Annotated in this window: 31 protein-coding genes; 21 read left to right on the plus strand and 10 right to left on the minus strand. The window is 67.4% G+C overall.

Annotated features, from left to right (window positions below; translation table 11 throughout):
• Positions 1–77 precede the first annotated feature (77 nt).
• The 3 genes from QGN32_RS23395 to yaaA all read left to right on the plus strand — a co-directional run bounded on the left by QGN32_RS23395 (position 78) and on the right by yaaA (position 2,803).
• Positions 78–1,214, plus strand: a complete 1,137-nt coding sequence (locus QGN32_RS23395) for an alkaline phosphatase family protein (protein WP_326549229.1) — start codon at positions 78–80, stop codon at positions 1,212–1,214.
• A gap of 250 nt (positions 1,215–1,464) precedes the next feature.
• On the plus strand, positions 1,465–2,025 hold the full coding sequence (locus tag QGN32_RS23400; protein ID WP_326546527.1) for an NlpC/P60 family protein: 561 nt from the start codon (positions 1,465–1,467) through the stop codon (positions 2,023–2,025).
• Between the two features lie 31 nt (positions 2,026–2,056).
• Positions 2,057–2,803, plus strand: coding sequence for a peroxide stress protein YaaA (yaaA, locus tag QGN32_RS23405; protein WP_326546528.1), 747 nt, complete (start codon positions 2,057–2,059; stop codon positions 2,801–2,803).
• 10 nt (positions 2,804–2,813) lie between these two features.
• On the opposite strand, the gene QGN32_RS23410 is transcribed toward yaaA, so the two are convergent.
• Positions 2,814–3,308, minus strand: a complete 495-nt coding sequence (locus tag QGN32_RS23410; protein ID WP_326546529.1) for a hypothetical protein — start codon at positions 3,306–3,308, stop codon at positions 2,814–2,816.
• Positions 3,309–3,406: 98 nt separating this feature from the next.
• Positions 3,407–5,038 carry a fatty acid--CoA ligase gene (locus QGN32_RS23415; protein WP_326546530.1) on the minus strand — a complete coding sequence of 544 codons (1,632 nt, stop codon included), beginning with the start codon at positions 5,036–5,038 and terminating at the stop codon, positions 3,407–3,409.
• Positions 5,039–5,193: 155 nt separating this feature from the next.
• Between QGN32_RS23415 and QGN32_RS23420 the strand changes: the two genes are divergently transcribed.
• The 3 genes from QGN32_RS23420 to QGN32_RS23430 are packed head-to-tail and all read left to right on the plus strand — an operon-like array spanning position 5,194 to position 7,270.
• Positions 5,194–5,433, plus strand: coding sequence for a hypothetical protein (locus tag QGN32_RS23420; protein ID WP_326546531.1), 240 nt, complete (start codon positions 5,194–5,196; stop codon positions 5,431–5,433).
• Between the two features lie 33 nt (positions 5,434–5,466).
• The gene (locus QGN32_RS23425) at positions 5,467–6,315 is read left to right on the plus strand and encodes a hypothetical protein (RefSeq protein WP_326546532.1); all 849 of its coding nucleotides are present in this window, start codon (positions 5,467–5,469) and stop codon (positions 6,313–6,315) included.
• A gap of 37 nt (positions 6,316–6,352) precedes the next feature.
• Positions 6,353–7,270 carry an alpha/beta fold hydrolase gene (locus tag QGN32_RS23430; RefSeq protein WP_326546533.1) on the plus strand — a complete coding sequence of 306 codons (918 nt, stop codon included), beginning with the start codon at positions 6,353–6,355 and terminating at the stop codon, positions 7,268–7,270.
• A 10-nt stretch (positions 7,271–7,280) separates the two neighbouring features.
• Here QGN32_RS23430 and QGN32_RS23435 read toward each other — a convergent pair whose 3' ends face one another.
• Positions 7,281–7,502 carry a hypothetical protein gene (locus QGN32_RS23435; RefSeq protein ID WP_326546534.1) on the minus strand — a complete coding sequence of 74 codons (222 nt, stop codon included), beginning with the start codon at positions 7,500–7,502 and terminating at the stop codon, positions 7,281–7,283.
• A gap of 45 nt (positions 7,503–7,547) precedes the next feature.
• A complete protein-coding gene (locus QGN32_RS23440; RefSeq protein WP_326546535.1) occupies positions 7,548–8,807 on the minus strand; it encodes a competence/damage-inducible protein A in 1,260 nt (419 codons plus the stop codon).
• Positions 8,808–8,864: 57 nt separating this feature from the next.
• On the opposite strand from QGN32_RS23440, the gene QGN32_RS23445 reads away from it, so the two are divergent.
• Positions 8,865–9,251: a PaaI family thioesterase gene (locus QGN32_RS23445; RefSeq protein ID WP_326546536.1), complete on the plus strand. Its 387-nt coding sequence runs from the start codon at positions 8,865–8,867 to the stop codon at positions 9,249–9,251.
• 5 nt (positions 9,252–9,256) lie between these two features.
• Here QGN32_RS23445 and QGN32_RS23450 read toward each other — a convergent pair whose 3' ends face one another.
• Positions 9,257–9,991, minus strand: coding sequence for a glucose 1-dehydrogenase (locus tag QGN32_RS23450; RefSeq protein WP_326546537.1), 735 nt, complete (start codon positions 9,989–9,991; stop codon positions 9,257–9,259).
• 77 nt (positions 9,992–10,068) lie between these two features.
• Between QGN32_RS23450 and QGN32_RS23455 the strand changes: the two genes are divergently transcribed.
• The 7 genes from QGN32_RS23455 (at position 10,069) to QGN32_RS23485 (ending at position 16,884) form a co-directional block, all read left to right on the plus strand.
• Positions 10,069–11,145, plus strand: coding sequence for an NAD(P)H-dependent amine dehydrogenase family protein (locus QGN32_RS23455; RefSeq protein WP_326546538.1), 1,077 nt, complete (start codon positions 10,069–10,071; stop codon positions 11,143–11,145).
• Between the two features lie 13 nt (positions 11,146–11,158).
• Entirely contained in the window at positions 11,159–11,926 is a 768-nt protein-coding gene (locus QGN32_RS23460) for an HAD family hydrolase (RefSeq protein WP_326549230.1), read from the plus strand.
• 203 nt (positions 11,927–12,129) lie between these two features.
• Positions 12,130–12,360: a hypothetical protein gene (locus tag QGN32_RS23465; RefSeq protein ID WP_326546539.1), complete on the plus strand. Its 231-nt coding sequence runs from the start codon at positions 12,130–12,132 to the stop codon at positions 12,358–12,360.
• 44 nt (positions 12,361–12,404) lie between these two features.
• A complete protein-coding gene (locus QGN32_RS23470; RefSeq protein WP_326546540.1) occupies positions 12,405–13,538 on the plus strand; it encodes a nitronate monooxygenase in 1,134 nt (377 codons plus the stop codon).
• Between the two features lie 79 nt (positions 13,539–13,617).
• Positions 13,618–13,941: a DUF6766 family protein gene (locus tag QGN32_RS23475; RefSeq protein WP_326546541.1), complete on the plus strand. Its 324-nt coding sequence runs from the start codon at positions 13,618–13,620 to the stop codon at positions 13,939–13,941.
• Positions 13,942–14,068: 127 nt separating this feature from the next.
• Positions 14,069–14,653, plus strand: coding sequence for a TetR/AcrR family transcriptional regulator (locus QGN32_RS23480; protein ID WP_326546542.1), 585 nt, complete (start codon positions 14,069–14,071; stop codon positions 14,651–14,653).
• Positions 14,650–16,884 (plus strand): molybdopterin-dependent oxidoreductase, encoded by a 2,235-nt coding sequence (locus QGN32_RS23485; protein WP_326546543.1) that lies wholly within the window; start codon positions 14,650–14,652, stop codon positions 16,882–16,884. The genes QGN32_RS23480 and QGN32_RS23485 overlap by 4 nt, the downstream gene beginning before the upstream one ends.
• 7 nt (positions 16,885–16,891) lie before the next feature.
• Here QGN32_RS23485 and QGN32_RS23490 read toward each other — a convergent pair whose 3' ends face one another.
• Positions 16,892–17,440 (minus strand): TetR/AcrR family transcriptional regulator, encoded by a 549-nt coding sequence (locus QGN32_RS23490; protein ID WP_326546544.1) that lies wholly within the window; start codon positions 17,438–17,440, stop codon positions 16,892–16,894.
• Positions 17,441–17,648: 208 nt separating this feature from the next.
• On the opposite strand from QGN32_RS23490, the gene QGN32_RS23495 reads away from it, so the two are divergent.
• Positions 17,649–18,128 (plus strand): hypothetical protein, encoded by a 480-nt coding sequence (locus QGN32_RS23495; protein WP_326546545.1) that lies wholly within the window; start codon positions 17,649–17,651, stop codon positions 18,126–18,128.
• Here QGN32_RS23495 and QGN32_RS23500 read toward each other — a convergent pair.
• The gene (locus tag QGN32_RS23500) at positions 18,125–18,625 is read right to left on the minus strand and encodes a hypothetical protein (protein ID WP_326546546.1); all 501 of its coding nucleotides are present in this window, start codon (positions 18,623–18,625) and stop codon (positions 18,125–18,127) included. The genes QGN32_RS23495 and QGN32_RS23500 overlap by 4 nt on opposite strands.
• 237 nt (positions 18,626–18,862) lie before the next feature.
• On the opposite strand from QGN32_RS23500, the gene QGN32_RS23505 reads away from it, so the two are divergent.
• Positions 18,863–20,113: a cytochrome P450 gene (locus QGN32_RS23505; protein ID WP_326546547.1), complete on the plus strand. Its 1,251-nt coding sequence runs from the start codon at positions 18,863–18,865 to the stop codon at positions 20,111–20,113.
• Positions 20,114–20,614: 501 nt separating this feature from the next.
• Here QGN32_RS23505 and QGN32_RS23510 read toward each other — a convergent pair.
• The gene (locus tag QGN32_RS23510) at positions 20,615–20,899 is read right to left on the minus strand and encodes a hypothetical protein (RefSeq protein WP_326546548.1); all 285 of its coding nucleotides are present in this window, start codon (positions 20,897–20,899) and stop codon (positions 20,615–20,617) included.
• Positions 20,900–21,011: 112 nt separating this feature from the next.
• Here QGN32_RS23510 and QGN32_RS23515 point away from each other — a divergent pair, with 112 nt between their 5' ends.
• The 5 genes from QGN32_RS23515 to QGN32_RS23535 all read left to right on the plus strand — a co-directional run bounded on the left by QGN32_RS23515 (position 21,012) and on the right by QGN32_RS23535 (position 24,111).
• Positions 21,012–21,788: a helix-turn-helix domain-containing protein gene (locus QGN32_RS23515; RefSeq protein ID WP_326546549.1), complete on the plus strand. Its 777-nt coding sequence runs from the start codon at positions 21,012–21,014 to the stop codon at positions 21,786–21,788.
• Between the two features lie 65 nt (positions 21,789–21,853).
• Positions 21,854–22,273, plus strand: coding sequence for a lipoprotein LpqH (locus QGN32_RS23520; protein WP_326546550.1), 420 nt, complete (start codon positions 21,854–21,856; stop codon positions 22,271–22,273).
• Between the two features lie 6 nt (positions 22,274–22,279).
• Positions 22,280–22,651: a nuclear transport factor 2 family protein gene (locus tag QGN32_RS23525; protein WP_326546551.1), complete on the plus strand. Its 372-nt coding sequence runs from the start codon at positions 22,280–22,282 to the stop codon at positions 22,649–22,651.
• Positions 22,652–22,705: 54 nt separating this feature from the next.
• Positions 22,706–23,425, plus strand: coding sequence for a FadR/GntR family transcriptional regulator (locus QGN32_RS23530; protein ID WP_326546552.1), 720 nt, complete (start codon positions 22,706–22,708; stop codon positions 23,423–23,425).
• Entirely contained in the window at positions 23,422–24,111 is a 690-nt protein-coding gene (locus QGN32_RS23535; RefSeq protein WP_326546553.1) for a sterol desaturase family protein, read from the plus strand. Before QGN32_RS23530 ends, QGN32_RS23535 begins: the two co-directional genes overlap by 4 nt.
• On the opposite strand, the gene QGN32_RS23540 is transcribed toward QGN32_RS23535, so the two are convergent.
• Together QGN32_RS23540 and QGN32_RS23545 are read right to left on the minus strand one after the other, a co-directional pair.
• Positions 24,108–24,857, minus strand: a complete 750-nt coding sequence (locus QGN32_RS23540; protein ID WP_326546554.1) for a L,D-transpeptidase — start codon at positions 24,855–24,857, stop codon at positions 24,108–24,110. The genes QGN32_RS23535 and QGN32_RS23540 overlap by 4 nt on opposite strands.
• 134 nt (positions 24,858–24,991) lie before the next feature.
• Entirely contained in the window at positions 24,992–26,326 is a 1,335-nt protein-coding gene (locus tag QGN32_RS23545; RefSeq protein ID WP_326546555.1) for a DUF7159 family protein, read from the minus strand.
• Positions 26,327–26,454 lie beyond the last annotated feature (128 nt).

Consider the following 26,454-nt stretch of genomic DNA (forward strand, 5'->3'; position numbering starts at 1 on the left):
TGCCCGACATGCGACTTTTGCCCTGTCAACGAGTCGAGGACGGGCGTGGTCTTTCGGTCGTATGGCAGGCTCGCGGTGTGGACCTGCCGACGCCGGATCCGGGCCTCGCCCACCTTGCCGACGTGGTGCCGTCGGTGCTCCGGGCCATGGGTGCCGAAGGCTTCGATAACCGCCTCGGTCTTCCCGATGACATCGCCGGAGCCTGCGTGCTGTTGATTGACGGGTTGGGCGCAGAACTTCTCGACACGTTCGCCGCCGACGCGCCCGTATTGGCAGGGCTCCGCGGCCGGACACTGACCGTCGGATTCCCGTCGACCACCGCCGCGGGGTTGGCGGCGATAGGGACCGGCTGCCAGTCCGGAGAGCACGGTTTCGTCGGCTACTCGTTCCGAGTGCCGGATGCCGGCGTGATCAATGCGCTGCGCTGGCGCCCGCACCCCTGGGGCCAGGATCTCCGCGGCACCGTGCTCCCCGAACAGCTGCAACCGTCGCCCACCACGTTCGAGCGCGGGGTGTCGGCGGGCGTCGCGGTCAGCGTGATCTCGGGGGCCGAGTTCACCGCTTCCGGACTCACCCGCGCCGTGCTTCGCGGCGGCCGGTATGTCGGCGTCCACGCGCTCGGCGACCTTGCAGCCGCCGTGCGAAGCACGCTGTCCGATAGCGGGTTCTGCTACGGGTACCACAGCGAACTCGACATGCTGGGCCACCTCTATGGTCCGGGATCGCCCCAGTGGCGCATGCAGCTAAGGCAGATCGACACGCTCGTCGAGTCGGTGGTCGAGGCGCTGCCCGCCGGCGCCCTGCTGGCCGTGGTGGCCGACCACGGCATGGTCGAGGTCCTCGAACCCGAGACCGTGAACGTCGACGCCACCCCGGCACTGCTCGACGGTGTGCAGGCGATCGGCGGAGAGCCGCGGGCCCGACACGTCTATATAGAGGACGGCGCGCACAGCGATGTGCTCGCCGCGTGGCGCGCCACGTTGGGTGATCGGGCGTGGGTGCTCTCGCGCGAGGAAGCGGTCGGCGCCGGCTGGTTCGGGCCGCACGTCAGCGACACCGTGCGGCCCCGAATCGGCGACGTCGTGGCGGCCGCCCGCGGTTCGGCGGCGATCGTCCGTCGAACCGTCGAACCGCTGGAATCTTCGCTGATCGGGCACCACGGGTCGCTCACCTTCGCTGAACAGACGGTTCCCCTGCTGTTGGCATTCGGCTGAGCGACACTGCTGGATTCGGCAAATAACATCGGAATACACTGTATTCCAACGTATTTCGGGTTTCATTCGCGGCGGTAGTGCCAATTCAGTTGCCGCAGATGCCAATTAGCCGACAGTAAACGACGTTGCTGAGCAGCTGAAAAGTGGCGGTCTGCAACGCTATTCGTGAACTAGGCAATAGAAGGCACAGGTTGTGAACGTTGTCACAGAATTTGGCGACGCTGACGCGTGACTTGTAGCGTCCGACCGCGTGTTTGCTATTGCCACGCTCTTGACGCTTGTGAACCAGGTGTCCGGCACCCCGTACGTCTCCGGCGGGGACTCCCCGGCCGGTACCGACTGCTCCGGCCTGGTGTCCTGGGTGACGAATGCGGCGACCGGTCGACCCGTCTACGGGAACCGGTTCAACACGGGAAACATCGAAAACGCCCTGCTCGAACGCGGCTTCCAGTACGGCACCCAGCCGGGTGCGCTGGTGGTCGGCTGGAACAGCGGTCACACCGCGGCCACCCTGCCCGACGGCACACCCGTCTCGTCCGGTGAAGGCGGCGGCGTGAAGGTCGGCGGTGGTGGTGCCTACCAGGGCCAGTTCACCAAGCACATGTTCCTGCCGATGCCGCCCGAGCAGCCCATGGTTCCGGGTGCGCCGCAGGCACCGGTCGTGATGATGGCCGGTCAGCAGCCCGCGCCGCCTGCCCCGCCGATGGCGCCTCCCCCGCCACCGGCCGACCCGTTCGCTCCCCCGCCATCGGCCGACCCGTTCGCTCCCCCGCCACCGGCCGACCCGTTCGCTCCCCCGCCGGCGATCTGACCGCAGGACGCACCCGGATAGCCTCTGCGGCGTGATCGTGCTTCTTCCGCCGTCGGAGACCAAGCGGGCCGAGGGCGACGGGCCGCCACTGCGCCTGGAGTCGCTGCGCTTCCCGGAGCTGACGCCGCTGCGCGCCGAGCTGCTCGACGAGCTGGTGGAGCTGGCCGCGGACCGCCCGGCCTGTCGCCACGCGTTGGGCCTGTCGGCTTCGCAGGATATCGAGATCGACCGCAACGCCGAGCTGCGCAGCGCGCCGACGCTGCCAGCGGTCGACCGCTACACCGGCGTTCTCTACGACGCCCTCGACGTGGGATCGCTGCGTGGCGCCGCCGCGGCTCGTGCCCGAGCGCGGCTGGCGGTCGGCTCGGCGCTGTTCGGGCTGTTGCGCGCAGATGACCCTGTTCCGGCGTACCGGCTCTCGGCGACGTCGAAGCTGCCGGGCCAGCCCACGCTGGCGGCACGGTGGCGCCCGCTGCTGGAACCCGTGCTCACCAGGCTGGCCGCCGACCAACTCGTGGTCGACCTGCGGTCGGGTTCCTATGCGTCGCTGGGGCGGCTGCCCGACGCGGTCGCCGTCGACGTGGTCGCCGAGCGCGCAGACGGCCGACGTAGCGTGGTGACCCATTTCAACAAGGCGCACAAGGGGCGCCTTGCCCGCATCCTGGCGACCACCCGTGCTGAACCCGCCGACGCGGCCGCGGTCGCCGCCGTCGCACGGCGCGCCGGTATGCGCGTGGAGCGAAGCCGCAACGAGTTGACCGTCGTCGTCGCCGCCTGACCGACCCCGGTCAGATCTTGGCGACCAAATCGCTGGTGTAGAACTCCGCGGGGTTCTGCGAGAAGGCATCGGGCCGGGTGATGAGCACCCACGCCCCTGTCGCACCCGGTTCGACGCTGTCGTGAAGGCTGACCGACCCGTGGCCCACACCGTCGACCTGGAGCACCCCCGCCGCGACCCCCGGGTCCCCGCCGCGGCAAGGGACCGCTGCCGACCGTGGCAACTGGATCAGGCGGACGTCGTATCGCATGTTCGGTATCGCCGTGTCCATCGTGACATCGGCAGACAGATCGGAACCGTTCGCCCGGACGACACTTGTGGCTCGCGCATAACCGGTAGGCCCGTTGTAGTCGGTCTCGCTGAAATCGCAACGCCGCGACACTTGATTCATCGGGATTAACGTGCTGTCGTCCGCGCCGGCGATGGCGGCGTTGCTCGTCAGCCCGAGCGGTGCAGCGGCGGCGACGGCGCCGGCCAAAGTCAGCACTCGGATCGATCGGCGCATGTCTTCGTCCTCTCCGCGTCGGTCAGCTTCCTACGGATCGACCTTCGTCGATACGGTAAACCACTCATCACCGGCACCGGACCGGTTCGATGCGCCGGTCAGTCCCGGCACTCGACGACCTCGTATCCACCGTCTGCGTACCGGGCCCTGATCACCTTCTTGTCGAACTTGCCGACGCTGGTCTTGGGCACTTCGTCGACGAACGTCCACCATTCGGGCAGCCAGAACCGAGCGACCTTGTCGCTCAGGTGCATCCGCAGTTCCGCGGCGGTGACGGACGCGTCGGTGTCTACCACGACAGCCGCGAGCGGCCGTTCCTGCCACCGCTCGTCGGGCACCGCGACGACGGCGGCCTCGAACACCGCAGGATGGTCCATGATGCGCAGCTCCAACTCCACCGAGGAGATCCACTCACCACCGGACTTGATGACATCCTTGGCACGGTCGGTCAGCGTTATGAACCCTTGCGGATCGATCCTGCCGACGTCACCGGTCCGTAACCAGCCGGAGTCAAACTTGGCCGGATCGGCATTGTTGTAATACGACCCGGTTATCCACGGGCCACGAATCTCGATCTCCCCCACCGCTTTACCGTCGCTGGGCAGGACAGCGCCCTCGTCGTCGACGATGCGGATCTCCACGCCACACATCACCCGGCCCGCCGACGCGCGCAGCGTCCAGTGGTCGGCTCCGGTCACCTCTGGCGGTGGGGTCGCGATCGCCGCCAGCGGAGAGGTTTCGGTCATCCCCCAGCCCTGGCGGATGACCACGCCGTAGCGCTCCTGGTACTCCTTCATCATCGCCAGCGGCACCGCCGAGCCGCCGCAGCAGACGGTCCGCAGTGACGAGACGTCTTTTTCCGGGTTGGCGTTCAGGTACTTGAGCACGTCATTCCAAATCGTCGGCACCGCCGCGGACGCGGTCGGCCGGTGCCGCTCGATCATGTCGACCAGCGGAGCGGCCTGAAGAAACCGGTCGGGCAGTACCAGGTCTGCGCCGGCCATCATCGACGCGTATGGCTGACCCCAGGCGTTGGCATGAAACATCGGCACGACCACCAGTACCCGGTCACCGTCGACGAGGCCGATGTTGTTGGCTCCGCACACCGCCATCGAATGCAGATACGTCGAACGGTGGCTGTATACGACGCCCTTCGGGTGCCCGGTCGTGCCGCTGGTGTAACACATTGCGGCGGCGCTTTTCTCGTCGAGTTCCGGCCAGTCATACTCGACGGGCCGCCCCGCGATGAGGTCGTCGTAGCGGATCACCGTGTGGCCCGCGGCGGCGAGCTCGGAATGGTCACCCTGCCCCACCGCAACCACGGTGTGCACGGTCGTCAACTGCTCGAGGATCGGCGCGAACATCGCCGCGAGCGACATGTCCACCAGGACAACGGAATCCGCTGCTTGGTTTGCGATCCAAGCGACCTGGTCGCCGGCCAAGCGGATGTTCAGCGTGTGCAGCACCGCACCCATGCACGGCGCGGCGAAGTAGGCCTCCAGATGTTCCTGGTTGTTCCACATGAACGTGGCGACCCGTTGGCCGCTGGTCACTCCGAGCGCGCGCAGCCCGTGGGCCAGTTGCGCGACCCGGGTACCGAGTTCGCCGTAGCTGATCTCGCGGGCCCCGTCGGGCGTCGCGGTGATGACCTTGCGGCTGGAGTACCACCCGGTGCCGTGGCGCAGGATCGAGGTCAGGGTCAGCGGAAAGTCCTGCATCGTACTGTCCATGACCATCTCCCGGGCGCCCGTCTTGATAGCGACATGATCGTCGATGTGGTGGCCTTTCGGCGGGAAACGGCGCGACCCGCCGGCAGCGTCGCGTACACGATGGCGGTCGGTTGAAAGCAGCGAGTTCGCCCACGGTTTGGCCTACCGTGGGGCGGGTGGAAGCACATCCGGCGAAAGACCCCGGCCTGGTGGCGGTCGAGGCGCTGCGGTCAGGAGACCCGATCATCGATGTCAACGGTGGCGGTCAGCATTACACGGTGTTGGAGGCAAAGGACCTCGGCGAGGGATGTGTCGTCCTCGAACTGGAATCCAAGGCCCACGACGAACTGCGGGTGATCGAGATGACCTTCCCCGCCGGATACCAGATGGAAAGATCGACGCGCCGACCGCTGTAAGAGCGTCGGCCTCAACTCAGATAGGAGTGCCGCGTGCTGCGCGATATCCGGGAGTTGTCCGATTCGCCCGAGGAGTACGCCGAGGAACTGCGTCGGCGATGGGGCGGCCTGCTGAGCTATCGCTACATCGGCCGCAGTTACGCGCAGATGGACCTCGTCGAAGAGGACAACACCGTCACCGTGCGCCGCGACATGCGCGACGCCGCGGGTGGGCTCTTGTTCGCCGTGCTGGGTATCTCCGCGCCCGAAAGCGGGCACATGTCAGACCTGGAGGCGGTGCCGAACCCGGTCATCCACTCCTGCCAGATCCTCGACCCGGGCCGTGGCGTCCGACGCATCGAGGTCGTCTCCGAAGAACTGCGAGTGGGCCGCCAGATGGGCTACAGCCGGGCGAAGATCGTCGACGCCGACAACCCGGGCCGGGTGCTTGCGTTGATCGAGGGCCAGGGCGTCAGCATCGGCATTCCACCCGAGGGGCTGGAACGGATGGAGGCCAACCCGCTCGAGGTGGTCGACTCGCCGGATCTGCCGCCGCTGTGGCAGGTGTTCGGTGGCCAGCGCAGGCCCGACGGTCGCTGGGGGTTGCCGGAACTGTCGGTCGAGGTCGCATCGCCGGACGCGGCGCTGCATGTCGGACCCCAGTTCGTCATCCTCGAAACCGCGGCGATCGACGCCGCGGCCGCCGTCGCGGGAACCGACCGCCTCCACGGAGTGTCGTGCCATGTGATGTTCATGGCGCGCGGCAAGGCCGGCCCGTTCCGGGTCGACACCGAACCGATGAGCGGTCCCGAGGGCACGGTCGCGGTGCGGGTCCTGATGCGCGACGAGGGCGTCGACGACCGCGTCATTACCGCGGCGTCTTACGTGTTTCGGGTGGCGTAGCGCAAAAGGGCCCCGGACGGCATGAGACACTTCCGCCATGGTTGTCGCAATCGCCCGCCCCAAGCTCGAGGGCAATGTCGCTGTCGGCCGGGACCGCCGGATCGGGTTCGCCGAGTTCGGTGATCCGCAGGGGCGCGCTGTCTTCTGGTTGCACGGCACCCCCGGCGCCCGTCGCCAGATCCCGATGGAGGCGCGCATCTACGCCGAGCAGGCGAACGTCCGCCTGATCGGCCTGGACCGGCCCGGCATCGGGTCGTCGACCCCGCACCGGTACGAGCGGGTCGTCGCGTTCGCCGACGACCTGCGCACCATCGCCGACACCCTCGGCATCGAGAAGATGGCCGTCGTCGGCCTGTCCGGCGGTGGGCCGTACACGCTCGGCTGCGCCGCCGCGATGACCGACCGCGTGGTCGCTGCGGGTGTCATCGGCGGTGTCGCCCCCACGGTGGGCCCTGATTCGATCCCCGGCGGCCTGATGGGCAACCTCGGCACCCGGGTCGCGCCGCTGCTGCAGTACGCGGGAACTCCGATCGGGTTGCTGGCGTCGGGGCTCATCCGGTTCATCAAACCGGTCGCCTCACCGGCCGCCGATCTGTACGGCCGGGTGTCACCCGAAGGGGACCGCCGGCTGCTGGCCCGGCCGGAGATCAAGGCGATGTTCCTCGACGACCTGCTCAACGGCAGCCGCAAACAGCTGGCCGCGCCGTTCTCCGACATCGTCGTGTTCGCCCGCGACTGGGGCGTTCGACTCGACGAGATCACCGTGCCTGTCCGGTGGTGGCACGGCGACGCCGACCACATCGTCCCGTTCAGGCACGGCGAGCACGTGGTCTCGAAGCTGTCCGACGCCGAGCTCTATCCGATGCCCGGTGAGAGTCACCTCGCCGGCCTCGGCCGCGCCGAGGAGATCCTGCGGACGATGTTGAAGGTGTGGGACGAATACGCACGTCCCTAGAACCGGCCGCTCAGCGCTGCAGCCAGCCGGACACCGTGGACAGGTCCCGGCTGTAGGCCATCAGGATGTCGTCGTGGTACAGCGCTCCGCCGCTGATCGAGTCGTCCCCGCGCCAGATCACGTGGATGCGCACCGGACTGCGCGTGTAGTAGTCGGTACGGTCCGCGTCCCTACGGTGCCACCCGGCCTCCACGGCGCGTTCAGACATCTCCTCGCGCGCGTTTGGCGCCATCGGTATTCCTCCTGTGTCGGACACGTACGTTAGCCGATCCGCGTGTCAGCTCAGCGCGCGGCGCAGCAGGTGCATCGCGACGGTGGTCGACCGCTCGCGGACGTCGGCGCGGCCACCGGGCATCCGCATCGCCCTGGTGACCGTCGTCCCGTCGGCCAGCTTCAAGCTGAAACACACGGTGCCGATTGGCTTTTCGTCCGTACCACCGCCAGGGCCGGCGATGCCGGTGATCGCCACCGCGGTGTCGGCGCCGAACCGGCTCAGCGCGCCGTCGGCCATCGCCTCGGCGACGGGCTCGGAAACCGCGCCGTGCGCCTCGATCAGCGCGGGGTCGACGCCGAGCAGCCCGGTCTTGGCGTCGTTGGCGTAGGCCACCACCGCGCCGGCGACGTACACCGACGAGCCCGCGAGGTCGGTCAGCCGTGCGGCCAGCAACCCACCGGTGCACGACTCGGCGGTCGCGATGCGTCGCCCGGCCAGCAGCCTTGCGACCTGGTCGTCGACACGCGAGCCGTCCTCGGAGAAGATCGCATCGCCGTGACGGCCGCGCAGCAACGCCATCAGCTCGGTGTAGGTCTCGGCGGCGTCGGGCTCATAGCGGGTGACCACCTCGAGTTCCCCGCGCCGCAGGCAGGTGGTGATCTCGAGGCGGCCGAAACCGGCGACGCTGCGCTCGGCCTCGCGCAGCGTGTCGGCGAGCCCGGACTCCGGCACCCCGAACATCCGCACCATCTCCTGGCGGTACGCCGTGCGGTCTGCGATCGCCTCCTGCACGGCGGCGGTTCGCAGCGCCGACGGCCACATCGGCTGCAGCTCCCGGGGCGGGCCGGGCAGCACGACGACCGTCGGCTTGCCCGGAACCACGACGCCCGGCGCGGTACCCACGGGATCGAGCACGTCGGCGCCGTCGGGAATCAACGCCTGCTTGCGGTTCGCGGCCCGGACGGCCTCGGCGTCGACGTTCGGGAAACGCACCATCAACCGCGACACGATGTCGGCGATCATGACCTCGAGTCGGTTGTCCAACACCAACTTTCGGTCGGTGAACCGGGCCACCGTCTCGACGGTCATATCGTCGGCGGTGGGGCCCAGCCCGCCGGTGGTGATGATCAGGTCCACGCCTTCGGCGGCCAGGAACCGCAGTTGCGCCTCGATATCGGCCGGCCGGTCGCCGCACATCGTGATGTGTGCCAACTCGACGCCCAACTCCAGCAACTGATCGGCGAGCCACGGTCCGTTGAGGTCCTGTACCCGGCCGGTGAGAACCTCGGTGCCCGTGACGACGATGCCCGCGCGTGCGCCCACGAGCTACGACACTACGGGGCGCCGGCGCGACGCCCCACGCCGGTAATGTCGTTACCCATGACGGCGCCCAAGTCGCTTCGCGAGTTGTTCGACCAACTCGGCCTGACCGAGGTGCCGTCGGCGGAGGGCACTGTGACGATGGAGATGCCCGTCGACGAACGGACCACCAACACCGCCGGTGGGCTGCAGGGCGGGCTGATCGCGACGATGGCCGACGTCACAGCCGGCCAGCTCGCCGCTCGCGCCACCCCGTTCGGCCACGGGATCGCCACCACCGACCTGTTCATCCGGTATCTGCGGCCGATCAAGATCGGGCCGGCCAGGGCGGTCGCGCGCATCCTGCGAACCGGCAAGCGCTCGGTCGTCGTACAGGTCGATATCTACCGCGGCAACGACGGCGAACTCGGGGCGACCGCGACGGTCAACTTCGCCGCGGTCGACTGAGCCCGCTACTTGTGGGGGACGTCGATGGTGAGCCCACCGTCCATGACGAACTCGGCGCCGGTCGAGTACCGGGACTCGTCACTGGCCAGGAAGACCACGAACGTCGCCACCTCATCGGACTGCCCCGGCCGGCCGAGCGGAATCCGCAACATGTTGTCGGGGAAGTGCTTGGTCATCGGCGTGCGAATGAAGCCCGGATGCACCGAGTTCACCCGGATGTTGTGAGGCCCCAGTTCGAGTGCGGCCGACTTCGTGAGCCCGCGCACCGCCCATTTGGACGCCACGTAGGGGTGCACCATCACGGCGCCGCGCAAGCCCTCGATGGAGGAGATGTTGATGATCGAGCCGCCGCCCGCGGCCTTCATCGCCTCGACCGAATGCTGCATGCCGAGAAAGGTGCCGGTGAGGTTGACGTCGATGACCTTCTGCCACTTCGCCATGTCGAACTGGCCGATCTGCCCGAGCGCCACCGTGCCCGCATTGTTGACAAGGACGTTGAGCTTGCCGAACTCGTTGACGGCGGTGTCGACCGCGGCCTGCCACTGGTCGGACTGGGTCACGTCGAGGTGGACGTAGCGGGCGGACTCGCCGATCTCGTCGGCCAGCGCCTTACCTTCCTCGTCGAGGATGTCGCCGATCACGACCTTCGCTCCCTCGGCGACCAGTGCGCGTGCGTCGGCGGCGCCCATTCCGCGCGCCCCGCCACTGATGAGTGCAACCTTGTCGTCCACGCGTCCCATGGGGCGTCAGGCTACCGCACCACGACCGGAACTAGAACCTGTTCCAATTTCGCTGGTTAGCACGCATACTGCTGGCCATGGCGATTCGAGTGGCGCTCATCGGAACCGGCAACTGCGGCAGCCTCGCATTGAAGCAACTGGTGACCGACGCGCGGTTCGACCTCACCGGGGTCTGGGTCTCGTCGGATGCCAAGGTGGGCAGGGACGCCGGCGAGCTGGCCGGCCTTGACGTCTCCACCGGTATCACCGCGGTCGACGACCTCGACGCCATCATCGCGGGCGGACCGGACTGCATCGTCTACTGCGCGATGGGCGACACCCGCCTGCCCGACGCGATGGCGGACGTGCGCAAGATTCTCGCGGCGGGCATCGATGTCGTCGGATCCGGTCTCGGCGTGTTGCAGTATCCGTGGCAGGTGATCCCGGAGAAGTACATCCAGCGCGTCGAAGACGCTGCGCGGGAAGGCAACTCGACGGTCTTCATGACCGGCGTAGACCCGGGGTTCGTGACCGACCTGCTGCCATTCGCGTTGGCCGGAACGTGCCAGCGCATCGAGCAGATCCGCACGATGGAGATCGCCGACTACGCGAGCTACGACGGGGCGACGGTGATGTTCGACGTGATGGGCTTCGGTAATGAGATCGGGGACCTGCCGATGCTCTACCAACCGGGCGTGCTGAGCATCGCCTGGGGTACCGCGATTCGGCAGTTGGCGGCGGGACTCGGCGTAGAGGTTGACGAGATCCGCGACGTCGTCGAACAGGAACCCGCTCCCGAGGACATCGAGGTGGCGGTCGGGACCATCAAGAAGGGCACGGTCGCGGCGGTGCGCTTCCAGATCGAGGGCATGGTCAACGGCCGACCGGCCATCGTCGTCGAGCACGTCACCCGGTTGCGGGGCGACCTGCGCCCCGACTGGGCTCAGCCCGCGCAACCGGGCGGGTCCTACCGCGTGGAGATCACCGGCGAACCGTCCTACGTCATGGACATCTGCCCGACGAGCCGCCACGGGGACCACAACCACGCCGCGATCGTGGCGGCGGCCGGGCGCATCGTGAACGCGATCCCCGACGTCGTGGCGGCCGACCCCGGCATCCGAACCACGTTGGACATGCCGCTCGTCACGGGCAAGGGGGTATACGCGGCTCAGTAGGCTGTGCGGCGTGGTGAGCGCGCAGCCCGCGGTGCCGGACCCGATCGCCGAGATCGCCGCGAGCCCGGAGGGCCCACGGGTCGGCGCGTTCTTCGACCTCGACGGGACGCTCGTCGACGGGTTCACCGCAACGGCACACGCCGCCGACCGTATCCGGCGCAGGCAGGCGCGCATCGGCGAGGTGCTTGGCGTCGTCGAGGCGGCGCTGCGATATCGGCTGGGCCGCATGCAGTTCGAGCGCTTGCTGACCCGCGCGGCGGGCTATTTGCGCGGCGAGTCGCTCGCCGAACTCGACGACCTCGGCGAGCGGCTCTTCGCCGAGCGGATCGCGGCGCGCGTGTTCCCCTACATGCACCGGATCGTGCAGGCGCACCAGTCGCGCGGGCACACGGTCGTGCTCAGCAGTTCGGCGCTGACCATTCACGCCGAACCGGTCGCCCGGTTCACCGGTATCGACCACGTGCTGTGCAACCACTTCGAGCTCGACGACGCCGGGCGGCTCACCGGACGGATCGCCAAGCCGGTCATCTGGGGGCGCAACAAGTCCACCGCGGTGCAGCGCTTCTGCGAAGCGAACGACGTCGGGTTGCGCCACAGCTACTTCTACGCCGACGGCGACGAGGACGCGGTGTTGATGGCTCTGGTCGGCAACCCTCGGCCGGTGAACCCGCGCCCGCGACTCGCCGCTCTGGCGGCCGAACATGGGTGGCCCGTGTTGCAGGTCGAGGGGGCGAGCAACCGCAGGCGAGTGTCGCTTCGACGGCTGATCGGATACGACTGAGGCGCGCCGAGACGACGGTTTCTGACGTAAATCACCCGAAGTCCGTCATAAAGCGAAGTCTCGGTGAAGGATTGGGCCGTGGCCGGAAAGTTCAACGATGTCGCCGCGGTCGTCGCCACCGGGGACTACGCCGTCGCCCGGTCCTGGTATAGCCAGGTCATCCGTCGTGGGCCCAATCTCGAACCGGTCGAGGGCGTTGCCGAGTGGCAGATAGCCGCCACCGCCTGGCTACAGCTGATGGACGATCGCTCTCGCGCCGGCCGGTCAGCGGTCCGCATCGGGTCGACGACCTCGACGCGCAGATTGCCCAGCTGGCGGAGCTGGGGATCGCAACCGGAGAGGTCGTCGTGATCGCGGACCTCGTCAAGGTCGTCGACGTCGTCGATCCGGATGGTAACGAGGTGGCTTTCGTGCAGGACCTCGGCGCGTACTAATCTAGAACACGTTTCAATTTGTGGCGGTCCACCAAGGAGCAGGCATGCGCACCCCCATCTGTAACGACCTAGGCATCGAGTATCCGATCTTCGCGTTCACCCATTGCCGCGACGTGGTCGTAGCCGTGAGCAAGGCCGGTGGCTTCGGCGTGCTCGGCGCGGTCGGCTACACACCCGAACAGCTCGAGATCGAGCTCAAATGGATCGACGAGAACATCGGCGATCACCCCTACGGCGTCGACATCGTGATCCCGAACAAGTACGAGGGCATGGACGCCGCCGACCTCTCGCCCGAGGTGCTCAAGAAGACGCTGAACGACCTGGTGCCCCAGGAGCACATCGACTTCGCGAAGAAGGTTCTCGCCGACCATGGCGTGCCGGTCGAGCACAGCGACGATGACGCGTTGCAGCTTCTCGGTTGGACGGAGGCGACGGCGACCCCGCAGGTCGAGGTCGCCCTGCAGCACCCGAAATGCACGCTGATCGCCAACGCACTCGGCACTCCCCCGGCCGACATGATCAAGCACATCCACGACGAGGGCCGCAAGGTCGCCGCGCTGTGCGGGTCGCCGTCGCAGGCGCGCAAGCACGCCGACGCCGGCGTGGACATCATCATCGCCCAAGGTGGGGAGGCCGGTGGGCACTGCGGTGAGATCGGGTCGATCGTGTTGTGGCCGCAGGTCGTCAAGGAGGTCGCTCCGGTTCCGGTACTGGCCGCCGGCGGGATCGGCAGCGGCGAGCAGATCGCCGCCGCGTTGGCGCTCGGTGCCCAGGGCGCCTGGACCGGTTCGCAATGGGTGATGGTCGAGGAGTCGGAGAACACCCCGGTGCAGCACGCCGCCTACGTCAAAGCCACCAGCCGCGACACCGTGCGCAGCCGGTCGTTCACCGGTAAGCCCGCGCGGATGCTGCGCAACGACTGGACTGAGGCGTGGGAGGACCCCGACAACCCCAAGCCGCTCGGGATGCCGCTGCAGTACATGGTGTCCGGGATGGCGGTGGCCGCCACCCACAAGTACCCGAACGAGTCCGTCGACGTGGCGTTCAATCCCATCGGTCAGGTCGTCGGCCAGTTCACCAAGGTCGAGAAGACCTCGGCGGTGATCGAGCGCTGGGTGCAGGAGTATCTCGATGCCACCGCCAGGCTCGACGAGATCAACGAGGCCGCCTCGGTCTGACGCCGGAAGGCCGGCTTCCTCGAGCTACCTCAAACCGCGTCGAACCGGCGCGGCGGGGTATTCGCCTGTTATGAGGCACATGAGGCGATGGGGCGCCGTCTACATACTGCTCCTGCTGTTCGTCGGCTCCTGGCTCGGCCAGTTCTTCACCCAGTTGGCCGCGTTCACCAGCTCCCAGCAGCAGCATGGACAGCCCTTCGTCTGGGGTGAATATCTGCACGAGTTCTTCGCCAGCACGTTCGAGAACTGGCAGAGCGAGTGGCTGCAGCTGATCTTCCAGGCGATTCTGTTGCTCGGCGCCAAGCATTGGCTGTTCAAGGTCGATGCCGAGGACATGGAGCGCATCGAGGCCAAGATCGACGACATCAAGGACCGGTTGGGCCTCCCTACCCCACCGCCCTGACCAGGCGAGTTCGGTGCCGCTGGGAGCGCCCGACACGACCAAATGCACCGGGAATCGCCGAGGTCTACCCCGCATGCCACCTGATTATGTAGGGTTGCATACATAGTCCGGTCGGAAGGTTCTGCATATGGCCAATCATCGCGAGCGGATGGTCGCGTCCGCGGCATTGCTCATTCGGGAACGCGGTGCGCACCCGACGGCGATCGCCGATGTTCTCGCGCACAGCGGCGCGCCACGCGGTTCCGCGTACCACTACTTCCCCGGGGGTCGCACCCAATTGCTCTGTGAGGCGGTCGATTACGCCGGCGCCCACATCGCAGCGCGCATCGAGAAAGCCGGCGGCGGCGTCGAGGTGCTCGACGTGGTGGTCGACGGTTTCCGCAAACAGCTCGTCGACAGTGGGTTTCGAGCAGGGTGCCCGGTCGTCGCGGTGGCGGTCGAATCCGGCGACAAGGGTGAGGCGGCCTCCCCGGTGATTGACCGCGCCGCGGCAGCCTTCGGCCGCTGGAACGCGCTGACCGTCGACCGGCTGACGGCCGACGGCGTCGCCGCGGACCGTGCACAAGAGCTGGCAATGCTGGTCTTGGCCGCCGTCGAGGGCGCGATCGTCGTCGCCAGGGCGTCCCGCGACGTGAAGCCTCTCGACCTTGTACACAGCCAACTGCGGAGCCTTCTCGAGGCCGCTGTCACGGAGGGAAAGGCCGAGCGATGAGCGAAAAATGGCACCCCACGGCCTGCATCCTGTGTGAGTGCAACTGCGGCATCGTCGTGCAACTCGACGACCGCAGGCTGGCCAGGATCCGCGGCGACAAGGCGCACCCGGCCTCGCGGGGCTACACGTGCAACAAGGCGCTGCGGCTCGACCACTACCAGAACAATCGCGCTCGGTTGACATCGCCGATGCGGCGCCGAAGTGACGGCAGCTACGAGGAAATCGACTGGGACACCGCGATCGCGGAGGTGGCCGCCGGCTTCCGCCGCATCGCCGATACCTACGGTGGCGACAAGATCTTCTATTACGGCGGCGGCGGTCAGGGAAACCATCTCGGCGGCGCCTACAGCGGCGCATTCCTCAAGGCGCTCGGTTCCCATTACCGGTCAAATGCTCTGGCACAGGAGAAGACCGGCGAGGCGTGGGTCGACGCACATCTCTACGGCGGACATACCCGCGGCGAGTTCGAAAACGCCGAGGTTTCGGTGTTCATCGGCAAGAACCCCTGGATGTCACAGAGTTTCCCCCGCGCGCGAACGGTCCTCAACGAGATTGCCAAGGACCCGCACCGCTCGATGGTCGTCATCGACCCGGTGATCACCGACACCGCGAAGATGGCCGACTACCACCTCCGGGTACGACCGGGCACCGACGCATGGTGCTTGGCGGCGCTGGCGGCGGTGCTGGTGCAGGAGAACCTCTGCGACGAGGCGTTTCTGGCGCAGCATGTGCGCGGCGCCGAAGCGGTGCGCGAGGTCCTGCGCGAGGTCCCGGTCGGTGACTACGCGCTGCGGTGCGGCGTCGACGAGGAAGTGATCCGCGCAGCCGCGCGCCGGATCGGGGCGGCGGCCAGCGTCTCGGTGTTCGAGGATCTCGGCGTTCAACAGGCACCCAACAGCACACTGTGCTCGTACCTGAACAAGCTGCTCTGGATCCTCACCGGGAATTTCGCCAAGCGCGGTGGCCAGCACCTGCATTCGTCGTTCGGGCCGCTGTTGCGGCACTCAACCGGGATCGGCCGGACTCCGGTCACCGGGGCGCCCATCGTCGGCGGACTCGTCCCGAGTAATGTTGTGCCTCAAGAGATTCTGACTGATCACCCGGATCGGTTCCGCGCGATGATCGTCGAGAGCAGCAACCCCGCGCATTCATTGGCCGACTCCGCAGCATGCCGGGAAGCGTTCGCCTCGCTCGAACTGATGGTCGTCATCGACGTCGCCATGACCGAGACGGCGCGACTGGCCCACTACGTGCTGCCGGCCGCCAGTCAGTACGAGAAGTGCGAGGCCACGTTCTTCAACCTCGAGTTTCCGCACAACACCTTTCATTTGCGTCATCCGCTGCTGGCACCGCTCGAGGGCACTCTGCCCGAACCGGAGATCTGGGCTCGCCTCATGCGCGCGCTCGACGTCGTCGACGAGGCCGATCTACAGCCCCTTCGCGCGGCAGCGCAAAAAGGTCGCGAGGCCTACGCACAGGCCTTTCTGCAGTCGGTGGCCGCCAGCCCGATACTGGGCAAGGTGCTGCCCTTCGTGCTCTACGAGACACTCGGACCGGCGCTGCCACAAGGACTTTCCGGCGCCGCGGCATTGTGGGGGCTGGCGCAGAAGGCTGCGATGACCTACCCGGATGCCGTGCGCAGGGCCGGCCACGCGGACGGTAACGCATTGTTCGACGCGATCCTCGCGGGTTCTTCCGGTGTAACGGTCACCGCACACGAATACGTTGATGACTTCGCGCTGATCACCCACGCCGACCACAAGATCGCGTTGCACATGCCCGAGCTGGTCGACGAGATACGGAGGTTGGCGCACGGACCCGTTTCGCTGGTGAGTGCGGAGTTCCCGATCGTGCTGTCGGCGGGTGAACGGCGGGCCTACACCGCCAACGACATCTTCCGCGACCCGACGTGGCGCAAGCGTGACACCGACGGCGCCTTGCGGGTCAGCGTCGAGGATGCCGAAGACCTCGGCCTGGTCGACGGCGGCAGGGCGCGGATCACGACGGCCGCGGGCAGCGCGGTGGCCAGCGTCGAGGTCAGCGCGGCCATGCTGCCGGGGCACGCATCGCTGCCCAACGGGTTCGGGCTGGATTTCGTCGACGACGACGGTCGCTCCCACAGCCCGGGCGTCGCGCCGAATTCACTGACGTCGAGCGACTGGCGCGACGCCTACGCCGGCACACCCTGGCACAAGCACGTCCCCGCCCGCATTTCCGCGGTGCCGGTGTAGTTCGCCATCACTCGGTGAGGAACTGCGTGGCTCGGTCCAGCACCTCGCGTCGGCTCAGGTCCCCATGGTCGGCGGCGATGAAGGGGCTCCCGATCGCCAGCGAGAACGCGAGCATGGCGCGGGCCTCGATGCCGTCGGGGTCGTCGACGAACGTGCCGATCAGAGCCCGCAGATATGCCATCCGGCGGTTGTCGACGCGGCGCAGCCGTTTGGCCACCGCCCGGTCGCGGCGGGCCCAGTCACGCACCGCGAGGTCGACCGGTAACAGCTCCTTGGAGAACGTGAGCATGCCGGCCTTGCGCACCTTGGCCCTGGCGTCGCCGCCTTCGGACTCCACCCGGTCGAGCACGTCGTCGGTGCTCCGGTGCTCCCACGACTCCAGCAGCGCCTCGAGGAAGGCCTGCCGGTTGGCGAAGTGCCAATAGAAGCCGCCGCGCGTGACTCCCAAGGCTTTCGCCAGCAGGTCCACCCGCACCGCGTCGGGCCCACCCGCTGCGAGTGCCGCCAGACCGGTGTCGATCCATAGGGTCCGCGGTGTGCGGGTCTGGGCGACCATGAACCTCCCTCGATACGACCTTGACACCGTTGGTGATTCAAGCATACAGTAATGTATGTTTGGTGGCGAACGGCTCGAGGTAACCGCGCACGTCTCGCGTCCCTGGGCCATTCCGGCATCTGATCGTCTACCCGCTGATGTTGCGCGACATCGGCCATCTATGGCGCCGCCGGTCGAGCGCGATGTGACGAACCGAAAGCAGGCACCGATGACGTACACCGAAAGGCCCGGCAACCACGTTCGCCAGGTCGCCTCCGCGACTGCGCCCCGGACGCCGACCACACTCGGCCGCATCGACTATGTTGACGCGTTCGAGGTCGACGTCGCGCGGTCGCACGACCGCGGCGCCGAACAGTGGATGCGCGCGATATTGGAGGGCGCTCCACTCCCCGCGCGGATGCAACTGCTCTCGGCATGGTCGGCCATCGGACTCAAGCTGCGGTTCCCCGGAGCTGACTCATCAATCCTCGGATGGGACGTCCGGGCAAGCGATGACGACTTCGTGCTGCTCGGTGCACACTCGCGAATCGGAATGCCCGGCGAACTGTTGTTGCGCCGCCAGGAACACCGATTGCTGTTCGCGACGTTTGTGCGTCACGACAGGCCGATCGCCCGCGCGCTGTGGGCGACGATCGAGGCGTCGCACGTCAAAACGGTGCGCTCGCTTTTGGAACGAGTCTGCCGCTAGTGCGGCGGCGGCGCGGGCGAGGGTGAGGCGGGAGCGGGGTCTGCCGGGGAGATCGGAACGTTCGGGCCCGGCGCCTGATCCGGATAGGGCGTGTTCATCCCGCGCTGCGCGAGCCCCATGATCAGCGCTTCCTTACCGCTGATCTCCTGGTTCCGTACGGCCTGCCACAGATCCTTGAGATAGCTGACGTTGGGGCCCTCGTGGCCCTTCACGCTCGGGTCCATGGTGGTTCCCGGCGGCAAAGCCTCCGGGCTCGGCAGGTGGGAAACACCCTGCGTCGCAGCTGCCGGCGTTTCGCCGGAAGCGGTTGCCGGGGGCGCCGGCAGTTGCGCGGGTGCCGGGGCTGCGGCCGCCACCACCGGCGCGGCATCGGCGGGCGGCGGCGGAGGCGCGGGCGTGGCGGGGTCGGCCAGTGCCTGCGGCGCAGCGGCCACCAGCGCCGCGGCGATTGCCGCTCCCAGCAGCGAAAGCTGCTTCGGGTTGATGACGATCCTCACCGGTGCCCCTTTCCGGGTTGCCGTCGCGGTGCTTCGACGGCGTCACTTTTGCTTCGAGCAGTGTCGCAGAATTGTTACAGGTGTGCTCGTCGTGACGAAGAGGCTAATGACCCCGGCGTACGGAACACGTTCCACTTCGCTTTTCATCGGACTTTACCGAACCCGCCTCACCCGCCCCCAGCTGTGGTGTAGCAATGCGGAGAGGGCACTAGACCACGTCATGCGAGGGATGCAGCCATGCCGACTCCGAACCTTCCGCCCGGCTTCGATTTCACCGATCCCGATATCTACGCCGAGCGCCTGCCCATCGCCGAGCTCGCCGAGATGCGCAAGGTCGCACCCGTCTGGTGGAACGAACAGTCGAGGGGAAATCTGGCGTTCGGCGACAGCGGCTTCTGGGTGGTGACCAAGCACAAGGACGTCAAGGAGATCTCGCGGCGCAGCGACGTCTTCTCCAGCAACAAGAAGACCGCGCTGCCGCGGTACCGCGACGAGGCCGACCCCGCGTCGATCGAGGCCGGCAAGGTCGTGCTGCTCAACCAGGACGCTCCGCACCACACGCATCTACGCAAGATCGTGTCGCGGGCCTTCACCCCGCGTGCCGTCGAGTCGTTGCGCAACGAACTTCGCGAGCGTGCGGCCGGCATCGTCAAGGCAGCCGCCGCCGAGGGCTCGGGCGACTTCGTCGAGCAGGTGTCGTGCGAGCTTCCGCTGCAGGCGATCGCCGGGCTGATGGGCGTGCCGCAGGAAGACCGGATGAAGCTGTTCGACTGGTCGAATCAGTTGGTCGGCGATCAGGATCCGGAGTACTCCCGTAACGACCCGACCGCCGCATCGGTCGAGCTGATCTCATACGGCATGCAGATGGCCGCGGAGCGTGGCAAGAACCCGGGCGGCGACCTGGTCACCAAGCTGGTGCAAGCCGACGTCGAAGGACACAAGCTCACCGACGACGAGTTCGGGTTCTTCGTCATCCTGCTTGCGGTGGCGGGCAACGAGACCACGCGGAACTCCATCACCCAGGGCATGATGGCGTTCACCGAATTTCGGGACCAGTGGGAGCTTTTCAAGAAGCAACGCCCGGTCACCGCCGCCGACGAGATCGTCCGCTGGGCTACCCCGGTCACGTCGTTCCAGCGCACCGCGCTCGAGGACACCGAACTGTCCGGCGTGCAAATCAAGAAGGATGACCGGGTCGTCATGTTTTACCGGTCGGCCAACTTCGACGAAGAGGTCTTCGACGATCCCTACACGTTCAACATCCTGCGAGATCCCAATCCGCACGTGGGATTCGGCGGTACGGGCGCGCACTACTGCATCGGCGCCAATCTGGCCCGGATGACAATCGACCTGATCTTCAACGCGATCGCCGACGAGATGCCCAACCTGCGGCCGCTCGCCGAGCCCGAGCGACTTCGGTCGGGCTGGCTCAACGGCATCAAGCACTGGCAGGTCGACTACGCCGGTACCGGAGCGGCCCGCAGATAGTTGCCCGAGCGCAACGTGGGGATCCGCCGATCGGTGGACCCGCCCTCCCCCGCATGAAAGGCCGATCGGCGGACCCGTCAAGGCTCCAAGAACCTACATCATCGAATTCGTCGTCTCGTCCAAGAGAGGAAACATTCGATGAGAGAGAACAATTCGATACACGATCACTTCACGGTCATCAGCCACACGGGTGGAGCTCGAACCTCGCGCGTGGTGATCGCAGGCAGCTGCGCCGACGCGGCTGAGACGCACCTTCAGCACTACCCCGGCGAGGTCATCATTCGCGTCGTACAGGCAACTGCGTCGGTGAAGCTGACCGCCTAGGGAGCCCACGGGTGTCGTCGTTCTTCCCGGACGGGATCGACTACCAAGTCGGGTCTTGTTCGCGAGATCGGGCTGGAGGTTGCCCATCGGGGGCAGACCATTCCTTCAGCCCGTCCCGTCCGGGCCCTCAATGCGGTGTCACGAGTTCAGTGCCGCGGAAGCCAGCAAGCCGTTCGCTCAGTAGTCGATGATCGAGCGCCAGTATTCCTCCGGTATCTCGGCGTTCGACTTCAACACAATCGCCAGACCGGTCACCATCGCGATGCCGAGTAGCCCGAGCCACAACCCGAACAGTCCGAGGACCGCCCAGAGGACGGCGGTGACCGTCGGCCATGGCGACAGCACGGCCAGCACCGGCGCGAAGAAGAAACCGGCGCCGATATACCACGCGGATCCGGCGCGGTCGGAGATCAGCACGAACCGCAACCACCGCGGGATCGGCGCCGGAAGGACAGTCCCCATGATTTCTGCCTCTGTTCGATGGTCACCTCCAACGCTGCCGCCACGAGGTAACCGTTGCAATTACCTGCGAGGTAGTGGTTGCGTCCGTCCCCGATGGGCCACACTGAGGGCCGTGACCTCTGCAGCGGTGCAGGCGCAGACGTTCGGCGCGCTGCTGAAGGAGTGGCGCCGTCGCCGCCGGCTCAGCCAGCTCGACCTCGCCATCGCGGCCGCGGTGTCGCCCCGCCACGTCAGCTTCGTCGAGACGGGCCGCTCCACACCGAGCCGGGCGATGGTGCTGCGGCTGGCCGACGTTCTCGACGTGCCGCGACGCGAACAGAATCAGCTGCTGCTGGCGGCGGGCCTGGCCCCGGTGTATCCCGAGCGACCGCTCGATGACCCCGATATGGCAGCGATCCAGGTGGGCATCGAGCGAGTCCTGGGCGCCTACAACCCGTTTCCCTGCGTGGTGGTCGACCGCGGCTGGCAGATCGTACGGACCAATGCGGGTGCGGGCGTGCTGCTCGACGGCGTCGCACCGGAACTACTCGAAGCGCCCAACGCGCTGCGCATCGCGCTGCACCCAGCCGGGCTGGCGCCTCGCATCCGCAACCTCGGCCAGTGGCGGCGCCACCTCGTCGAGCGGCTGCGCCGCCAAGTGGCCGTCAGCGGATCGGCCGAACTGGCCTCGCTGCTGACCGAGATCGATTCCTACCCCGGCGGTTCCGGCGCCTCAGTCGATTTGGGCGGGGTGGCCGTGCCGCTCGAGCTATACACCTCGGATGGGCGGTTGCTGACTTTCCTGTCCACCGTGACGACGTTCGGCACCGCACTCGACCTCACCGCCGCCGAGCTCTCGATCGAGGCATTCCTGCCCGCCGACGAGGCCACCGCGACCGCCTTGCGGTGAAAAGCGGTCGGCAAGAGTGCTGTTCTGCGCATGTGCAGGCGTGAACATCAATAGAGTCTGGCGTCATGGACAACCGACTCGTTGCGGCGGCCGCCGTCATGCTGGTCGCCGGGGCCGCGGGCTGCTCGACGCCTCCCGCCGCGCTCGGCGGAACAACCGCGAAGGTGACGATCAACGGCCAAAGCACCGGCGGTCCACATGCGGTGCGGTGCATTCAGTCCGGATGGTTTTGGACCATCGAAACCCCCGACAAGGGCAACGGCTTCACGGCCAACATCGGCACCGGAGACGTCGTGACCGTCGAATCGGTCACCTTCCACGATATCGGCGGCTTCACGGGCAATTTCTGGCAAGACAACATCGGTGCGGCCGAGGTGAAGAGCACCGGAGGCAAGTTCACGATCACCGGATCGGCCGACGGCTCGTTCGCCGACAACCCGAGCAACCCGGTCACCGCCACGTTCCGCATCGAAGCCGACTGCTGAGCGACGGTGATACACGCCTTTCGCCGAGCGGTCGAAGCGGCCGATCTCGATGCCGTCATGGCGATGTGTCGCGATGACGTCGTGTTTCGCAGTCCTGTGGTATTCACGCCCTACGTGGGACGGGATGCGCTGCGGCCGATCCTCGCGGCCGTACTGGAGGTCTTCGAAGACTTTCGCTATGTCCGCGAGATCGGAGCGGCCGACGCACGTGACCATGCGCTGGTCTTCCAGGCGAAGGTCGGCGACAAGGAGATCGAGGGTTGCGATTTCCTCCGGTTCGACGAGGACGGTGCGATCGCCGAGCTCACCGTGATGGTGCGTCCGCTGAACGCGACGCTGACGGTGGCCGAGATGATGAAAGCACGGCTCACGGGCTGACAGCTATTGGTCAGACCACTTGACCTCTGGCCTATCGAGTGACACCCTGGCCGCATGGCCCTGCAACCGGTGAACCGCCGCTCCGTGCCCGAAGACGTGTTCGAGCAGATCGCGGACGAAGTGCTGAGCGGGGGGATGCAACCCGGCGAGTCGCTGCCCAGCGAGCGCAGGTTGGCCGAGGTCCTGGGAGTCTCGCGGCCCGCCGTGCGGGAGGCGCTCAAGCGACTCACCGCCGTCGGTCTGGTCGACGTACGCCAGGGTGAGGCGACCACGGTACGTGACTTCCGCCGCTACGCGGGCCTGGATTTGCTGCCGCGCCTGCTGATCCGGGCCGGCGAACTCGACCTGTCTGTCGTGCGCAGCATCCTGGAGACGCGGCTGCACAACGGACCCAAGGTCGCCGAGTTGGCCGCCGGACGCGGCGGCCCGGGGCTGGCCGACGCGCTCGAGGAGGTGCTACGGGCGCTGGCCACCGAGGACGATGCGGTCGAACGACAACGGCACGCCCTGGCGTTCTGGGATCGCATCGTCGACGGCGCCGACTCGATCGCGTTCCGGCTCATGTACAACACGCTGCGGGCCACCTACGAACCCGCGCTGCCCGCGCTGGCGGCCGTGATGGCCGACGAGGTCGGCAGGCCACAGGCCTACCGGGAGCTGGCCGACGCCATTACCGCCGGCGATCCGCCGCGGGCCCGACGGGCCGCCCAAGAGCTTCTCGAACCAGCGACCACGGCCCTTCTGGGCGCCCTCGACGATATGGAGGACCAGTGACGACGACGTCCGCGCGCGGTGCGCGCAAGGGGTTCACCCTCGCTCACGCCCGGCGCGAGTTCTGGAAACACCCCTCCCCCTGGATGATCGGCTCCACCCTTGTGGCAGCGCTGGCGGCCCGTATCGCCGTCGGTGACTGGCAGATCACCGATGCCATCGTCCCGGTGGTGATGCTCGCGCTGTTTCCGTTCTTCGAGTGGATCGTTCACGTCTTCGTCCTGCACTGGCGCCCGAAGCGGCTGGGGCCGTTCACGATCGACCCGCTGCTGGCCCGTGAGCATCGCGCACACCACAGCGATCCGCGCAGCGTCCCGCTGATCTTCATCCCGTGGAAGTCGTTGGCCACCTGGGTGCTGCCGGTGACGGTGGCAGTCGGCTTCTTGGCGTTCCCGCGGTTGGGTATGGGGCTGACTTATCTCGTGTGCATCGGGACGATCGGGCTGGCTTACGAGTGGATGCATTACCTGATCCACAGCGACTACAAGCCCAGAACCTCGCTCTACCGGGCGGTCTGGCGTAACCATCGGAACCACCACTTCAAGAACGAGCACTACTGGTTCACCGTGACCAGTTCCGGGACCGCCGACCGGGTGCTCGGCACCTACCCCGACCCGATCACCGTGGAGAACTCGCCGACCGTGAAAAATCTCTACGCCCAAAACCCGGTCGGCGTAGCCGCCGGCTAGTACTGCACGACGACCGGGTCGCCGATGCTCACGGTGTTGTAGTACCAGTCGGCGTTGTCCGGGCTGAGGTTGATGCAGCCGTGGCTCACGTTCTCGTAGCCTTGCGACCCCGTCGACCACGGTGCGCTGTGGATGTACACCCCACCCCAGTTGATACGGACCGCGTCGTAGACGGTCAGCTTGTAGCCCTCGGGATCGTCCAACGGGATGCCGATGGTGCGAGAATCCATGACGACCGGATTCTGCTTCTCGAGCACGGTGAACGAGCCGGTCGGCGTCGGGTACTTCGGTTTGCCCATCGAGGCGGGCATTTCGCGCGCGACCTCGCCGTCGATGCTGACGGTGAACGTGTGGGCACCGATGTCGGCGACGCCCAGTACCGCGGCGCCGGTCTGGAAGCTCGCCTTGGTGTTACCCGCCGTGACCGTGATCGTCGAATGCGCCGGCCAGAACTGGGCCGGAGTCCACTGCAACACCCGATCGCCGAGCCAGGTGAAACTTCCGGGAGGGTTTCCGAGGGGCTGGGCCGGCGAGGAGATGCCGACGGTCCGCTCGGCGGCCGTCCGGTCATCGATCGCCCGGTCGAACGTCACCGTGATCGGATGGGCCACCCCAACGGTCTGCCCAGCCGGCTGGATCGTGGCTGCCTCGATCTGCGTCGCGATGCCCGCACCGGCGGGCGGGGCGAAAGTCACGGTGAGCACCGCAAGGCTCGCCACCGCGAGCAGATTTCGAAGCTTCAGCACACTGTCATCCTAATTCGTCTCGGCGAGTCATCCCGGCATCCGCAAGTCGCACCCGAGCGCGCATGTCGAAGCGCAGCCGGGTGCGGCTCTCACAGCGGATATCGAGAGTGCTGCTCAGATCGTTTCACGCGCCGTCACGGCGGTGGCAGCAGCGGCGGCGGCTCGACCGGTGGCTGAGCGGGTCCCGCCGAAGCGGCGGGAATCGCCTCCGGGGGCGGCGGAGCGAGGGCGGGATCGGCGGGAGGCACACCTGGCGCCGGCGGCTGCAGCGCAGGATCCTGGTCGCCGATACCCGCGATCCGATCCCTGATCCGCTGCAGGAACCCCCGGCGCTGGGGCACCGGGGTGGGCTGGGCGGGTACCAGACCCGGAGCCATCGACTCCGGCGGTAGCGCCGGTGCCCCCGGGACGGTCACGATCGGCGCTTCAGGAGCCGGAGCGGTCGGCGGCGGGCTCTCCGGAGCCGCCGGTACCTCGACGGTTACGGCAGAAGGCTGCTCGGGTGGCGGCGAGAGCTCGGCCGGTGGGGGCGCGGGCAAAGCGGCAGGCACGGGCGGAGTTGCCGAACGAGGGACCGGTGCTGCCGCGATATCGGGCGACGTTTTGGCCGCCGGGCTCGGCGCGGCGGGTACCGTGCCCTTTCCCGGCCCCCATTGCATGCTGATCGCGGCCGAAACCGACGCCACGAAGGTGACCACCCCGACGGTCAGAACGACCAACGGGCCGGCATGGGTCGTCTGACGTCGGCGATGCCCGCCCATGTGATCGAGGGGTTGTTCGGCGGCGAACACCGATTCGTTGCTGTGCGCCGACGCCAGCGCGGCACCGCGGGCGAGCGCCAGTTCGGCCTCCGCCGCCGCGAACACCGGCACCGACAGCACGGTTTCCAGCCGGGGCATGAGGGCGTCCGGATCGCCGCCCGATCCGACCAGGATCAGCGCCTCGGGGCGCCAGTCGGCCTTGGCGAACACGGCGTTCAGCCAGCGGATCAACGATTCTTCGCTGTCGATCGAGCGGTTGACCGCGGTCTGCACGGCGCCTTCTCGTGTATGCACCACCAGAGCGATGACGGTGTCGCATCCGATCACGCAGACCGCCGTGACCTCGTTGCCGATCGCATCGGCGACGCCCCATGCCAGCGCCTCCGACGCCTCCGGCAACTGAACCGGCACCACGTTGGCGAAACCGCATTCGCTCAACGATCTGAGCAGCAGCGAAGCCTCGAGTTCGGCATCCTCGCTCCAGGTCACGCCGATGGTGTGTAACCGGTGGCCGCGCTCGGTGGCCAGCGCCTCGGCGCGCAGTACCGCCGCCGCCGCCTCATCGGAACTCTGAAGCGGTGAAGACCGTCGTGCGGGCAGAATTTCGATGGTGTCGCGGTCGACGGTTGCGCCGTCGGCGTCCCGTCCTTCGACAAGGACAAGGCCGACGGCAGACGGTGTCACCGATAAGCCCAGTACGGTGTCCACTCGCATCCCTTCGGACGTCCACTTTCCGGGGCGACGGTAACAGCACGGCGGCCCGGCGCCTTCTCGGGGCGGCAACCGGCGAGCGGATGTACCTGTCATCGTTCGAGCCGAAATATGCTGTGCCGCTT

The organism is Mycolicibacterium sp. ND9-15 (assembly GCF_035918395.1).
Lineage (GTDB): Bacteria > Actinomycetota > Actinomycetes > Mycobacteriales > Mycobacteriaceae > Mycobacterium.